The organism is Salinimicrobium sediminis, assembly GCF_900215295.1.
Taxonomy (GTDB): domain Bacteria; phylum Bacteroidota; class Bacteroidia; order Flavobacteriales; family Flavobacteriaceae; genus Salinimicrobium; species Salinimicrobium sediminis.
In genome coordinates, this window is the sequence record NZ_OCMF01000001.1 from 863,828 (window position 1) to 879,052 (window position 15,225).

Annotated in this window: 13 protein-coding genes; 5 read left to right on the forward strand and 8 right to left on the reverse strand. The window is 39.9% G+C overall.

Going from position 1 to position 15,225, the window contains the following annotated elements:
* Positions 1-49: 49 nt before the first annotated feature.
* Complete coding sequence (locus CRO16_RS03980) at positions 50-1,543, reverse strand: hypothetical protein (RefSeq protein WP_097055027.1); 1,494 nt, start codon at positions 1,541-1,543, stop codon at positions 50-52.
* A 681-nt stretch (positions 1,544-2,224) separates the two neighbouring features.
* Here CRO16_RS03980 and CRO16_RS03985 point away from each other — a divergent pair.
* The 4 genes from CRO16_RS03985 to CRO16_RS04000 all read left to right on the forward strand — a co-directional run bounded on the left by CRO16_RS03985 (position 2,225) and on the right by CRO16_RS04000 (position 6,053).
* A complete protein-coding gene (locus CRO16_RS03985) occupies positions 2,225-3,205 on the forward strand; it encodes a rhodanese-like domain-containing protein (RefSeq protein ID WP_097055028.1) in 981 nt (326 codons plus the stop codon).
* 19 nt (positions 3,206-3,224) lie between these two features.
* The gene (locus CRO16_RS03990) at positions 3,225-4,229 is read left to right on the forward strand and encodes a rhodanese-like domain-containing protein (protein WP_143544412.1); all 1,005 of its coding nucleotides are present in this window, start codon (positions 3,225-3,227) and stop codon (positions 4,227-4,229) included.
* A gap of 20 nt (positions 4,230-4,249) precedes the next feature.
* Positions 4,250-5,305 carry a porin gene (locus CRO16_RS03995; RefSeq protein ID WP_097055030.1) on the forward strand — a complete coding sequence of 352 codons (1,056 nt, stop codon included), beginning with the start codon at positions 4,250-4,252 and terminating at the stop codon, positions 5,303-5,305.
* 82 nt (positions 5,306-5,387) lie between these two features.
* Positions 5,388-6,053: a Crp/Fnr family transcriptional regulator gene (locus CRO16_RS04000; RefSeq protein WP_097055031.1), complete on the forward strand. Its 666-nt coding sequence runs from the start codon at positions 5,388-5,390 to the stop codon at positions 6,051-6,053.
* 886 nt (positions 6,054-6,939) lie between these two features.
* Here CRO16_RS04000 and CRO16_RS04005 read toward each other — a convergent pair.
* From CRO16_RS04005 to CRO16_RS04035, 7 genes are read right to left on the reverse strand one after another with little or no spacing between them, the layout of a single operon-like run.
* Entirely contained in the window at positions 6,940-7,554 is a 615-nt protein-coding gene (locus tag CRO16_RS04005) for a rhodanese-like domain-containing protein (protein WP_097055032.1), read from the reverse strand.
* A gap of 27 nt (positions 7,555-7,581) precedes the next feature.
* Positions 7,582-8,247 carry a rhodanese-like domain-containing protein gene (locus CRO16_RS04010; protein WP_097055033.1) on the reverse strand — a complete coding sequence of 222 codons (666 nt, stop codon included), beginning with the start codon at positions 8,245-8,247 and terminating at the stop codon, positions 7,582-7,584.
* 12 nt (positions 8,248-8,259) lie between these two features.
* Positions 8,260-8,850 carry a YeeE/YedE thiosulfate transporter family protein gene (locus tag CRO16_RS04015; RefSeq protein WP_097055775.1) on the reverse strand — a complete coding sequence of 197 codons (591 nt, stop codon included), beginning with the start codon at positions 8,848-8,850 and terminating at the stop codon, positions 8,260-8,262.
* Positions 8,851-8,866: 16 nt separating this feature from the next.
* Complete coding sequence (locus CRO16_RS04020; protein ID WP_097055034.1) at positions 8,867-9,397, reverse strand: YeeE/YedE thiosulfate transporter family protein; 531 nt, start codon at positions 9,395-9,397, stop codon at positions 8,867-8,869.
* Between the two features lie 12 nt (positions 9,398-9,409).
* On the reverse strand, positions 9,410-10,369 hold the full coding sequence (gene nrfD / locus CRO16_RS04025; RefSeq protein ID WP_097055776.1) for an NrfD/PsrC family molybdoenzyme membrane anchor subunit: 960 nt from the start codon (positions 10,367-10,369) through the stop codon (positions 9,410-9,412).
* Between the two features lie 12 nt (positions 10,370-10,381).
* Complete coding sequence (locus CRO16_RS04030) at positions 10,382-10,915, reverse strand: 4Fe-4S dicluster domain-containing protein (protein ID WP_097055035.1); 534 nt, start codon at positions 10,913-10,915, stop codon at positions 10,382-10,384.
* The gene (locus CRO16_RS04035) at positions 10,912-13,155 is read right to left on the reverse strand and encodes a molybdopterin-containing oxidoreductase family protein (RefSeq protein ID WP_097055036.1); all 2,244 of its coding nucleotides are present in this window, start codon (positions 13,153-13,155) and stop codon (positions 10,912-10,914) included. The genes CRO16_RS04030 and CRO16_RS04035 overlap by 4 nt, the downstream gene beginning before the upstream one ends.
* A 182-nt stretch (positions 13,156-13,337) precedes the next feature.
* On the opposite strand from CRO16_RS04035, the gene CRO16_RS04040 reads away from it, so the two are divergent.
* On the forward strand, positions 13,338-15,224 hold the full coding sequence (locus CRO16_RS04040) for a hypothetical protein (protein WP_097055037.1): 1,887 nt from the start codon (positions 13,338-13,340) through the stop codon (positions 15,222-15,224).
* The last annotated feature ends 1 nt before the right edge of the window (position 15,225 follow it).

Genomic DNA, 15,225 nt, shown 5'->3' on the forward strand with positions numbered 1-15,225 from the left:
AACCGCCCCGGTTTCCCGGAGCGGTTTTTTTTAAATGTATTCAGATTATTTAATCTTCATCTGTTCCACAAACTTCTGCATGTACTACGATGTAAAGAGGTCCATCACCAACAGTAAAGGTATCTGTTCCAAGATCAAACTGTCCCGGTGCACGATCCTCCGGCCAGTCTGTACCTACATAGATATGAGATTCGTTTATGGTTACTCCCTCATAAAGATCAAACTCTACTTCAAGGGTGTTTCCGGTTTTAGTGATCACTATGAAACCAGCTTCCCAACCTTTAGAGGTATCATTTTGTCCGGCTCCAGCATGGAATGGTACTCTCCATACTCCTTCACCTACTTTATACTGGTCATCAAATGAATCTTCGTCAAGAACAAGACCCCAGCCCCAGCTATTACCATTATAGATACCCAACTCATTTAGCTCGTTGTCTCCAACCATATAAGCTGTATCACAACCTGCAGCTACACCGTTGTCATCTCCGTCACCGTTGTCATCACCATCAGTATCACCGTTATCGTCACCATCACCGGTTCCGTTATCGTCTCCGTCACCGTTGTCAGCACCATTATCGTCACCATCTGTATTCCCATTGTCATCGCCACCAGTGTTGTCTCCTTCACATCCAAATCTTAGGTGCTCATAATTTACATTATTGTCACCATCAAAGTTGGCCATAATCTCATTTCTGCTAAGGCTTCCTGTGATCACCATATTTTCAGGAGCGTCATAAACGCCATCCCAGTCAAGTAGGGTAACAGTATAATCAATGTACTCTTCACCATCTGCATAAGCTGCAAGATCTGGAAGTGCAAAACAAATAGGATCTGCATAATTGTCTCCGGCGTTGTTCACACCTACATTGTTAATGTTTTCTCCTGCTTCGTAGATCACTGTACCATCGATAGAAAATTCTACTGAATATCTTGCAGGGAAATGTCTTCCTTCTGGAGTACAGTAGTTTGAGAAGAAACAAAATTCAAAAGCTTTTGTAGTATTAAATTCGAAGAATTGGTATCCATATTCATTTACGTCTCTGTCGTCATAACATAACACAGACACGTCAACATATTTTTTTACCCCGGCACCTAAATCAATAGATAAAGGAAGGGATACATCTACAAATTCTTCAAGAACTCCGCCTTTAGGTGCGATCCAGGTAAGATTCCCGGCGGCATCATACACAGCGAAATGCTCAAGAGTATATTGTCCAGGTTCAAGTTCCAGAGAAGCATCTTCTTCAGTGAAAACCTGACCTGCCGCAAGATCGACTCTATAAGGAGCGTCTGCACCGATAACGTACCCATCTCCCTGCATTAAAACGATTTCAACATAGGAAGGAGCGGCATCTGAACATTGTGGCAAATCGCTAACAGAGGACTGTTTGTTAGTTGAATTGGCCAGGTCTGCAACAATAGCTCCAAAAGATAGGGTAGCTTTTTCTGTGGTGGCATCCACCCCGGATTCATCCTTACTGCAGGATGTAAAGATCATTGCGAAAACCGCAAGGAATGTAAAGTAATTTTTGATGTTTTTCATAAGGTAAGAATTTGATTAAATATTTAGAATGGTTAAGTAAATGTTGTGCCCTGCGTTTGGCAGATACACCCGATTTACAATGGTAAAGATAAGGGCGCTTGTCTATAAGGAATCCTAATTTTCTGTCATATTTATCTGACTTTTAAAAAGTTAACTACCAATAATTCCTACATTTTTGGCTCATATTAACATAAAAAAGGGTGCATTCACCTCATTTGAGGAAATTTTTGACAGAAAAAGTTTATGATTTGAAGTAGTGTTTATGCTTAAAATACGTGGTAGTGGCAAATGCGGTAAATTGAAGGGTAAAAACGTTAGAAAGGATAATAAAATGAACATTAGCCCAAACAACTCTTACTAATGTTTCAAGCTCTCCCTAATACTAACCACTGGTTTTATTGAAGTATACCACAGACTCATCTTTTCTATATACCAGCCACTCTTCCCAGCAAATCAAATTAAAAAAGAACAAGACATTTTTCCTCCTCCACCCTAAGCTGAGCAGATCAAAAATCGGGCTTCAGTTACAAAATAAATCTGTTAATGAAATGTAACAATTGTTACACAATTAACTGATTATGTATTAGATAAACATGACGAAAGTCATCAAAAGTGAAATTTTTCCGGGTGTAACTTTGTATTGTAATAACAATATTAATCGAACAATTAAAATTATTTATCATGAAACAGTTGAAATATTTTTTGATGCTTGTTTTTGTGTCAATCGGAACCCTTGGTAGTATTTATAGTAATAATACCAAACCCAATTTAGATCCGCCCGATGAGTTTAAAACTCTTGTAGAGTTTCTTGAAGGAAGAGTGGATTTTGTCAAAGGAAACTTCCCCATTATCCCTGCAGAAGAGGTTAAAAAAAATTTGAAAAATGAGTCATACCATATTATTGATATCAGGACAGATAGCTGGTTTGAATATGGCCATATAAAAGATGCCGTGAATGTTCCTGCTGAAGAGCTACTCAGTTATTTCAAGGCTACCATTAATCCCGCAGATTATGAAAAAATTATCCTCGTGTGCTATTCAGGCCAATCTGCTTCATACTATTCTGCTTTATTGAGAATGGCTGGATACGACAACGTGTACAGTATGAAATGGGGTATGGGTTCGTGGAGAGAAGATTTCGCTGACACCTGGTTAAAAAATGCAAAGAGTTCTTTTGAAGATAAATTGGAGACTACCTTAAATTCAAAACCTTCTTCCGGTACTTCTCCGGTATTAACAACAGGAAAATTAGAGGGTAAAGAAATTCTTGACCAAAGATTAGAAAGCCTTTTTGCAATTCCTTATAGCGACTTCATCATTAAATCTGAAGATGTTTTTGAGAAACCGGAAGAGTTTTTCATCGTTAACTATGCAAAAACAAGTGATTACAGCCTTGGCCACATTCCGGGAGCCGTTCTTTATGAAGACACTTCTCTTTTGTCCAACACCGATCTTTTGACCCTTCCAAAAGATAAAAAAGTGGCTGTTTATACTACTACCGGCCAGGAAGCCGCCTATTTAGTGGCATATCTTAATGTACTTGGATATGATGCAGGCAATATTGCCTATGGGGAGAATGCTTTTATGAATAATCTTCTTAAAAAGAATGGCCGGGACGCTTTCAGCTCAAAGGAAATTAACATGTTTCCTGTAATTGAATAAATCAACCAATATTTCCATCATGAAAAAAATATCAGTATTTCTTATCGGCTTCCTTTTACTTCCAACTCTTTTTCTCACCTCGTGTGACAGAGGTGACGAGTTGGAGGACAGTCAGGTGGTCACCACCCCTGCATTTGAACTTATGAAAAATTACATGGTTCAAAACAATCGTGACATCAATCAAATTATAACCAACCCCGATGGCCAATCATTTGTGGTAGGAGCACCTGCTGAAGGTGACCTGGCTGCCTTCCTGAACACCTACTATATCATGGATATAAGGAGCAGTGCCGACTTCTTAACATCTCACATTAGTGGAGCAAACAACGTGGCTTTTAAAGACATACTAACGGTAGCTGCCACGACTACCAAACCTATCCTTGTGGTTTGTTATACGGGACAAACCGCCTGCTATGCAACAGCCTTATTACGGCTCTACGGATACCCTAAGACAAGAGCCTTAAAGTGGGGAATGTCTGGCTGGAATTCCGCGAATGCAGGACCCTGGAATAGTAGCATTAGTGATATAGCAAAGAACAGTACCAATTGGTCCTACGGCAGTGCTCCCGCAAATATTAGTTTCGATGACCCTGTTATTACATCCACTCTTACCGATGGTGAAGCTATTCTAAAGCAGCGTGTGGAAGCTGTAGTGGCAGAAGGTTTCAAAGGGGTTAATGGAGGCGATGTTCTAAACAATCCGGGAGGATATTTTATCAATAACTATTTCAGCGAGGCCGACTATACAGGATTCGGACATATCACTTCCGCATACAGGATCTTGCCATTTACTTTGGCAGATGGCACCTATAAAGCTCTGGACCCCGAAGCTAATACGCTGGTAACCTACTGTTACACAGGCCAAACCTCAGCTGTAATTAGCGCGACTCTCAGAGTCCTTGGATACAATGCGGCCAGCCTCAAGTTCGGAATAAATGGACTTTACAATTCGAATCCTGCATTTAAATCGAATCAATGGCTAGGAGACTCACATCCAAAAAATCTCCCGGTAGTTAGTAACTAATGAATTAATAAATCATCAAAATGAAAAGCAAGATAAATATATTGCTGGTTTTAACTATTGTCTTATGTTGGGGTTCAATGTTCTCCCAGGGATGTGAAGTCGACGACCCGGGGTCGTCAAAAGATTCCCTAAGCGGACCTACAATCAACGTTTTTGGATATCTTCAACCACAATACGACTACTTTTTTACAGGAGGAGATCAGGAAAACACCTTTCGATTTAAAAGAGCACGCATTGGCGTGAGGGGTAAAGTATTCGAAGATTTTTCCTATTATTTTATGCTGGAAACCAGTCCCTTTATTGGAAGCACCGGAGATGCCTATCTTATGGATGCCTTTGTTACTTATGAAGCCAACAACTGGGCGAGAATTTCTTTGGGTTCCTTTAAACAACCTTTTAGTTTAGACGTTTCAACTCCCTGTAACAGCTTACCAACTATTGAGAGATCCATTGTTGCCGACCAGTTGGTAGCACCTCAACGTGATTTTGGTTTAGCAATTTTTGGAGGAAATAAGTTTAACAGGCTTAATTATGCTGTTGCACTTATGAATGGACGCGGGCTGGGGGTAAAAGACGATAACGTGAAAAAGGATGTGATGGGTAGGGCCTCTTATAAGATTTTCAGGAGTTTTACTGTTGGTGCCAGTTTTAGATATGGGTATCCCATTCCAAACAATAATGAAGACGACAGAACCTCTTACGGGGGCGATTTTATGTTTGAACTTGGTAATTTTTATCTTCAGGGAGAATATATCTATGACGAAGGAGCCTATTTTGCAGGTGCAGGAGGTGGTTGTGGTGCAACTCCAGTAGCCCTTGGCGAGGAAAGAGATGGTGCTTACCTTCTCGCAGCCTATAGTGTCACCCAAAAGTTCCAGCCCGTATTTAAATATGAATTTTTCGATCCGGATATAAACATCAAGGATAACCTCGGATATACAGAGAGAATGACGGTTGGCTTTAACTATTTTGTCAATGATAATGTCCGTTTCCAGGTCAACTATCTGGCTAATATTGAGACTGTTGTTAACGTAGATAATGATGCATTACTCACCCAGGTTCAGATTCGTTTTTAATTAGATTTTTTTAAAGCAATGAACCCTTCTGTATTCTACGGAAGGGTTTATTCATTAAATTTGTATAACAACGCCCGCTAAAATGGATAAAAGCCTCATTTTAAAAAGAAAACTTTATCATCAATATTCCGAAATTTTTGAAGATGCCTTACTTCAGGAAATTCTTGAAGTCGGGTTCATGAAAAAGATAAAAAGCGGAGACCTCCTGATAGATATAGGTGACGAATTGACTCACATACCATTGATACTGAATGGAGTAGTAAAGATTATTAGACAGGACAAAGAGGGTTATGAACTGACCTTATTCTACTTAGAACCCGGTCACACCTGCGCTATTTCTTTTGCGAACTGTATCAATAAGAAAAAAAGCATTTTTAGAGGAACTACAGAATCTGATGTTGAAGCCGTTTTTATTCCGGTTAATTCTGTTGATGAATGGTTGGTCAAATATAAATCCTGGCGCCATTTTATTATTGATAGTTACCATTTTAGGCTCCTTGAAATGGTCGATTCCATAGATTCACTCGCCTTCCTTACTTTGAGCAACCGCATTTGGAAATATCTGACAGACAAAGTCAAGATAGCAAAGGATATCGATTTAGGCATCACACATCAAAACATCGCTTCAGACCTCAATTCTTCCCGGGTTGTGGTCACCAGGATTCTTCAGAAACTACATGACGAGGGAAAAATATATTCCACCAGGAACAAAGTTAAGGTATTGGAACTATTTGATAAGGCTCTGTAACTTCAAAGGAAAAAGATTGCAAAATACAGATCAGGCTCCCCGAATTTTCCTTCCATTCTAAATCCTTTTACAAGGCCGCCGTTCTCCCCGATTCCGATTTTATTCATATCCGGCCTTACAGAGACCTGGTTTTAAATAAAAAAAACCGGATGTATGATCACCCGGTTCCTATCAACTATCAATGCCCCTTATTTAAATGGATGTATTATGTTTAGAAGAATTCCTGATTCTTCAGAAGCAAGTAGTCCATTAAAATTAATCAGGCCATTTCCTTTATATAAATTTTCCCATTTTCCTCTACCCTCTCTTCAATTACACCTTACTAATACTCTTACCGTGCTAGGTTGGATAGTATCTCATTGGAAGCTCCAATGCCTATATTTTACATTGAAAGGTAGGTAAAATGCAGGCATTCAAATGCAACCAAAGTCACACATAAAGGAAAATTACTGGTCATTTTTCAAAGAATTTTCATTTGACCTTTAAGTATCTCATATAAAAAAATCAGAGGAATTGCCTCCAAACTTATTCTCTCTAAAAATCGAGAATCTCCCGATTTTTCAATATTAACGGTTCCTTAAAGGACTTTCCGTCAAACAGAGAACTTAATCTATTTTTCTTAATCAGGTTTTCGACCTCTACCTATACAAACATTACAGTTCCTGTTTTTTACCTGGCGGGTCGCACTGTTCATAATCTTATTAAATATTCCCTCACAGCTACTCCAGAGCCCTTTTCTGCACCTCAAGTTTTAATGAAGACAGACTGCCGGTATAGAAAACAAAAAAGCCGGTTCTGAAGAGAACCGGCGATAGAAAGCAACAGTATTTACAATTAGAAAAAAGGATTAATTAGTGATTAATTGCCTGGAGGTGAAAAGTAGGGTCTAACAGCCTCCTTCTACAGGTAACTTCTTTTTCTTTTTGACAGGGATAACTTTTTTCGGAATCACTGCCGGTTTTTTAACTTCTTCTTTTTTAGTTGCATTCCTGACCGATTCATCTATAAATGCCCGAATATTTGCTACAGGTTTTTCAACATCGGCTGATTCCGTAATAAGGCTGTTGTGCAAATACTTGTTATTTACACTCAGCAATTTGACATTATCATAACCTAACTGGTAGAGCAAAAGAAAAGGTATGTTCGCTTCTTCTATTTTGTTTCCGTACAGCACTGCCAGTTTATTTGAGTCTTTTAATTTCCGGAAAATTTTTTTGTTTTCTTCTCTTAAAATTTCTGCAGCGGGAATATTAATTGCATTTTCTAAATGCCCCTGTTCAAAATCATATGGTCTTCTAATATCCACCAAAACAACATCTGGACTGTCTAACTTATCCATAGGTATGATGTAATTGAGACGGGTGAGGTCTTCAAGAGTACTCTTTGTATTCCTGGCATACATATTTTCCGGGCGTTCATACGCCAAAACACCCACCAGAACCGCCAAAATGAACAGAGTTGAGGAAATGGATATACGTTTAACTTTTTCTAATTCTTTCATGATGAATTTTTTGAAATAATATTTGAATTAGCACCCTCCTTCCACAGGTCTTTTCTTTTTCTTTTTGACCGGAACTACCTTTCGTGCAGCAGGTTTTTCTATAACAGGCTCTTCAACCCTGTTTTGTTCCGGATACATTACTCCAAAAAACATACTCGCTGCTTTTCTGGTAGAATAGAGTTCAAAATCTTCAGCAGCAAGTTGTTCGTTAGGAACTGTGGGATTAATAATGCTGTTGTACCACTCATTTATGCCTCCCTTCAGGACCCGAAGATTTTGATATCCCAGTCGGTTCCCCAGTACCCAGGCCTGATCGGCATAAAAATTATCATTTGAGTAAAATATAACATCATACTGGGTTTGATTTATATAAGCTTCGTATTCTTCATCCAGTAAGTTCCTGAGAGGAATATTGACTGCATTGGGGAGTGAATACTCATTAAAGCTTTGGGGATCCCTCACGTCAACTAAAATGAAAGATGGGTCCTGACTAATTATTTTATCGGAAAGTTCATCTGTTGAAACATATCTTTCAGTGCTAATAGCTTTATTCAGTAGTTGCTCAGCATGGATCCCTTCCTGCTTTTCCACCTTTGGCAACATCACTAGTCCTCCAGCCAGGATAAGTAAGATCAATGCCAAAAGCACATATCTAAAAGATAAAAATCTTGCCAGTTTCTTTTTAACCATCATAATGTTCTTAGTTTAGTAAAATACTTTTTTGACTCGTTTCCTTACTACATCAGCAAGGGCAAAAGCAACAACAGCTATTATTGAGAATATAAAAATGACCCAGTAAGGATTCCAGTCAAAGGAATCCATCAATGTTATATTTCCAAGGAAATAACCATCATAAATAGGTTCGATGAAGGTGAAAAATTCAGAAAAAAGTAGCACCCCCACCATAATTCCCAGAACATACACCCACGCATCAAGTTTACCAATTGCTACGGCACACAGGCTGGTTCCCGGACAGAATCCTCCGGCAACAAATCCCACTCCCATGATTACTCCACCAATGATTGCTCCCCATAAAAAGGTGGGGTGCACATATAGCTGGCGGATATCTAGATACCCGAGGTAATCCATATAGTAAATCCCTATCACTGATACCACTGCAGCTGTAAAGAAAACTTTCAGCACGGCAAAGTCATAACCGTAAAAGACGCCGGCTAGCTTTCTTGAGGAGGAAAATCCTGAAGATTCCAGAACAAATCCAAAACAAATTCCAATAAAAATTGCAATAATGCTATCCCATTCGATAGGAATCAAACCATTAGGAATTATTGGTCCCATAATTTCATTTTTAAAGTTAAATCCAATTCTTTCTAAAGAAGTAGGCCACGGCATAAGCAGAACCGAAAATGGCTAACATGGTTATGAAGCCCCCAACAGATAATACTGCCATACCGCTAAGAGCGGCACCGCTGGTACATCCACGGGCTATTTGAGCGCCAAGACCGAATAATATTCCACCACCGAGAGCAAAACCAAGTCTACGCCTACTTGTAATTTTAGGGGAATGCTGAACGCGCCATCTAATTCGACCTGCTAACCCACCTGATATAAAGGCACCTATCAAAATTCCCAAAGCTTCAAAGACTAACCAGGTATTTAATGGCGTGTCCTCATCGCTTAGGAAAAGACTGTAATATGCATTAGTTCGAGCATGTGTGGGGGCTACTCCATCTACCAGCGCCACAACACTGCTTTTCATGGCACCACTTGCCCCTAATCCCCTTCCTGTGAGATAGAAGGTGAAAATGATTATAAGCCCCAGTAAGAATCCGCCGAAATAAGGATTCCAGTAGACGTGTCTGTTGCTATTTTTATTTGTATTCATAATCGAAGATTTTTAGTAGAGATATCGGGTTAACTGGCCCGCTTCTATCATTACAAACCTGAAAACAAGTCCGCCGATAATCACAAGAATTGCGGGCACTATAACAGGTACCCTATACCCTACAAGTTCTATTAATTCTAATGTTGCCGGAACCAGCAAACCCAGCAGTACAACAAAACCAAAGAACATTAAGGTAAATTCCCCTCCTACCAGTAGTTGAACAGCCTCGAGCTGCACCTGCGAACCGGCGTAATAACCCATGATCATGTGCGCAATTAGGGCAAGTTCAATAATGATCAACCCCAAATCTATCTTCCCGAAAAGATGTTTTTCTTTTACATTTTTTGATAAGAGAATGATTGCAGCGGCTCCTGTTGAAAGTCCTGAAGTCAAAAATAAGGGTCCCAGTATCGCATTGTTCCAAAGGGGTCGTGCATTAAAAGCTGATAGTAAAATACCGGTATACACTCCCAATACTAAAGCCAACGGAATCAATACATAAGCAATATTCCTCCGGTTTGCTATTACAAACCTCTCCAGGTTATTAAGAAATCTTAACCGCTTAAACAGCTTTAGTTTAGACTCTACCCCGGCATACGCTTCTCTGTAATAACCAAACAACCAGAGGAAAGAAAGAGGCGTTACAATCATAAGGACCCACGCGCCCCAGGACATAGGGGATTCAATTCTGAACGAAGTGTACAACTGCCATGTATAAAGCGGATGAGTCAAATCGTACACAAGAGCCAATAATCCTATTGACAAAGCTATTGGGGGAATAATAGAGGCCTTTTTAACAGCTGCAGGATACTCTTTATCCTTACCCAACACGTAAAACAAGGCCGCAAAAAACAGGATACCTGCAGCTAATCCACCCAGAAATAAATAGAGGGCAATGGGCCAATGCCATACTTCTAAAGAAGGATCTATGTTTGGAATATTCCGACCACTTGTAAATAATTCTTCTTGCATAACTTTAACCATTTAGATTAGGTAGAAAACGTGAGGATTAGTTCCTGCCTCAGGCGCCAGGGTTTTGTACTTTCTATTCTTTAGTAGGTTTGAAACCTCGCTGTTTGGATTATCCACATCTCCAAAATACATGCATTTTGTAGGACACACCGAAACACAGGCAGGCAGCTGGCCCTTTTCCAATCTATGATGGCAAAAGGTACATTTGTCCACATGTCCATCCGGATGTTGATATCGGGCATCATAGGGACAGGATTGAATACAGGCTCCACAACCAATACACTCATCAGCTGTTACGAGTACAATACCTCCCTCAACTACGTGACTTGCTCCGGTTGGACAACATCGAACACATGGAGCAGTATCACAATGATTACATCTTTCTGATCTTAATTCTAACTCTAAATTTGGATATGTTCCACTTACAGCTTCTGTAATCCAGTCCCTGCAAAATCCATGTGGTACATTATTTTCCGTTTGACAGGCCACAACACAATCGCTACACCCAACACATTTTAGAGTGTCTATTACCATAGCATATCTCATATTTCTGCTTTTTTATGTGGATTTTCAGTTAAAATAGAAACGAAATTGCCTCTAAGCCCTGTTCCCCCCATTAATGGATCAACGGCTGTTTGTGAAATCATTTCTGTATCACTTACACCTTTCCCGAAGGCTCTGGAGAGTTTTTTCTCATTATGTCCAAAACCGTGGTACATATAAACCGAATCCCACCTGATTCTTTCGGTTATTCTTACCTTTATCGGGAAAGTAGAGGCAATGCCATCCTGGTTCTTTAACCAAACTTCCTGGTCTTTTTTTAACTTTAATATTCTGGCTGCTTTAGGATTTACCCAAAGTGTATTTTCAGCTTTCAGGTCACTTAGATGCGGGTTATTTATTGTTCTACTAAAGGTGTGCATTGGTGACCTTCCGTAATTCAATCTGTAAAAGCCCTGAGGCGGTTCCGGATGTTTTGTATATACAGGAATAGGATCGAAGCCCTTATTAGCTAATTGCTGTGAATAGAATTCTATTTTGCCACTGGGAGTAAAAAAATGATAATCCTGATCTTCTTGCAGATACAGAGGCCCTGAAGTTCGATCGAAATTCTTTACTCCTATTTTTTTCATTTCCTCTAAAGATGTTCCCAGTTTATTTAATTGCCATTCAATCACTTCTTCATAATCATCGTAGTTGAAAAATTCACCTAAACCAAGGCGCTCCCCTATCTGTTTACTTATCCACCACGCAGGTTTAGAATCGTATTTAGGCTTTACAGCAGGAATTCTAACAGCAATTGAGGGGGTCCTGTTTGTAGCAGATCGTATTCCGTCGTAGCGTTCCAGGTAGGTGCATTCCGGCAGAACCACATCGGCATAGCCGGTGATTTCCATTGGCATTGTATCCATTACCACGAGAAAGTCGAGAGCATTAATAGCATCAATGGTCTTATCTCTTTGCGGCAGCGTTTGGATAAGATTTGTTCCCGCGACCATCCAGGCTTTCACCGGATGCTCATTGCCTTCACTTTCTATGGTCGCCTTCACTACTTCAGAAGTTATTCCCATTTGAGCGAAAGGATATTTTTCTCCAATTTCTTCCCAACCCCATCTTGGCTTGGGATATTCCGGATGAGGGTAAGAAGGAACTTTGAGGCTTTCTTTAAAGTAAAAACCTCCTCTGTTCCCCCAGCTTCCCAGAAGTCCATTTAGGATTGCTACAGCACGGCCTCTTTGGGAATCATCTCCATACCATGTTACATGTCTTCCCGGATGAACAATAACGGCAGGGGCAGCAGCTGCCATTATACGTGCTGTTTTTCTGATTTCTTCCGGCTTTATTCCTGTAATCCCATAGGCCCACTCTGGAGTGTTAGTTCTTACGTGAGCCTTTAACTGATCAAAGCCTGTAGTGTATTTCTCAACGTATTTCTTATTGTACAGGCCTTCTTCGATCAACACATGCATCCATGACAGTAATAGAGCCATGTCTGTTGCAGGCTTAATAGCTAACCAGTGGTCAGATTTACTGGCAGCAGTAGAGAACCTTGGATCTACTGTAATAATTTTTGCTCCCTTATCAATGGCATCAGACATTTCCTGAACCTGGGAATTGTGCATATTCTCTCCAATATGGGAACCTATCAGCACCAGGCATTTAGTGTCTCTAATATCTGTGGGTTCGGGAGATCCCACCCAGGATCCAAAAGTTAATCCAAATCCTGTTTCTCTCGGGCCTCTACACTGGGCATACGCAGGTTCGGCAATGGTGTCAGACCCATAAGCCTTGAACAGATGTTCTAAATGACTTCCCGGAGATCCGTGTTTAAGAAGTGCAAAAGATTCGGGCCCATACTGTTCTTTGATTGTTTGAAACTTTGAGGCAACCAGATCAAGAGCTTCCTCCCAACTTGCTTCTCTAAAAGTTTCTTCTCCATTAATAGTTGTTCTTATTAAAGGAGTTTTAAGGCGATCCTCATCGGTATACATTCCCACACCACCAGTTCCTCTTGGACAGAGTCTGCCGTTGCAGTGTGTATCATCATCATTCCCGATAATTTTTGTGATTTCACCTTCTTCATCTGTATATACCCACCCTGCACATTTCCAAAAACATACTTCACAATAAGTAGCAGATCTAACGAATTTTCTGGCTATACTTTCCTTTACGGTTTTCTCAAAAAAAGGATTCATCCCAAACAGGTTAAACGCACCCGAAGTGGTTGCCAAACCTCCTAAACCTAAGGCAGAAATTTTTATGAATTTTCGTCTTGAAGTGGTCATAAGTCTAAATCTTTAGAAAGGATAAACTTATTTTGAATTTGAGGTGTATAGCATGACAAAGATCATGTTTACAGTATTTTATATGTGACTATTGTTACATATAAAATGTTAAAACCATTATCCCGATCCTTTGTTTCCATGGACATTTTAAAATGTCGTAATTTTGATTAAGTGGTTAAAAAATGAAAAAGAAATACTTCGAGGTTGGAGTCCTTTCTACCGGACTTTTGCTAATTGTGATACTATTTTTTATAAGAAATTATGATTTCTCCAATACCTCTACTCCGACCGAAATTCAATACTCAAAAATAGAAGTTGGTAACACAGAATCCTGTTTGCAATGCCATCAGAATACAACCGGATATTCCAGTTATCACAATCCACAACTTATAGGGTGCTCAAGTTGTCATTTAGGAGACATTTCTTCTTTAGATAAAACCAAAGCTCATAAAGGCATGATCTTAATTCCCGGAAACCTGGCCGATGCTGAGATGACCTGTGGAAAATGCCATTCTGAAGAATTGAAAAAAATTAATAACTCTTTAATGACCACCAATAGCGGGTTGGTTGCTGTTGACAAGTTTGTATTTGGGGAAGCAGACAGCCCCAACTATCACTATCATATCAAGGATATACAATATTCTGCTGCAGATAAACACATTCGGGATCTATGTGCAAACTGTCATTTAGGGGCAGAAAAAGCAGAATACGGGGAAATAAACCAGCTAAGCAGAGGTGGAGGTTGTATCGCCTGTCATCTGAATTATTCTGATGAAGCAAAATCTGATTTGGAAAAATATCTCGCATCGGGCAAAAAGGAATTACCCGGGTTTCATCCTTCAACAGACATATTTGTTAATGACACCCATTGCTTTGGTTGCCATAGCCGTTCCAGCAGGATCTCTACCAATTATATAGGTCTTCAGGAAACCTTGCTGGATGAGAAAGAAATTGGAAATAAAAAAGAGTATTCGGTATTACAGGACAAACGTGTGTACAAACATTTAGAAGAAGATGTACATCATACAAAAGGCCTGCTGTGTATTGACTGTCACTCCTCACATGAGGTGATGGGTACAGGTGTAAAGTATTTACATCAGGAAGATGCTGTCACCCTGAATTGCAGCGATTGCCACTTTAAAGAAAAACCGAATACCATACCCTATGATTCGTTGGATAGGGAAAGCCTTTTGGTCTTTTTACATCGCGATTATAAACATTCAGATAAAAAAATTATAGCAGTCAAAGAAGATGGACATCCATTAGTAAACACCTATGTGGACTCAACCGGAAACGCCTATTTAATTAGTAAGAACAATAGGAAAGTCCATCCCTTAAAGCCACAGGCAGCAGAGTGCTCAAGAGAGAGCCATAAGAACGTAAGCTGTAGTTCCTGCCATTCTTCCTGGACCTCCCGGTGTATTGGCTGTCACAACGAATTTGACAAAGACAAACCAAAGGCCTTCGACCTGCTCGACAAGAAATATGTGACTGGACAATGGGAAGAATATGTGGCAGAATTCTCATCCTCACAGTCCGCCCTCGGAGTTCGGGAACATGGGGGCAAAAATGTTATTGAACCTGCCATTCCCGGAATGATCTTAACCATAGATAAAGGAAGTTATAAGGGCAGACCCGGGGAAGATATTTCTTTTCACAGGCTTTACGCGCCTAATTCCCCTCACACCACAACCAAGGAAGTGAGAGATTGTAAATCCTGCCACTCCAATTCGGCCACCCTGGGATATGGCATGGGATCCCTGGAATACAAAATTAAAAGTAATAAAGGCTCCTGGATTTTTATTCCGGAATACGCTCTTAACAGCAATGACAATTTACCTGAAGATGCGTGGATTCCATTTTTAAAAGATGTTGAAAAGGGTGTGGTGAACTCTACCCGGACTAATTTCAGGCCCTTTAATGTAGAAGAACAGAAAAGGATGCTGTTCATTGGTGCCTGTCTTCAATGTCATAAGGATAATTCCAAAGTAATGAAACAAACTCTGGAACTGGGATTACAACCGGTGTTGAAAAAGATATCCGACGCCTGCATTTTGCCTGAAGGATAAA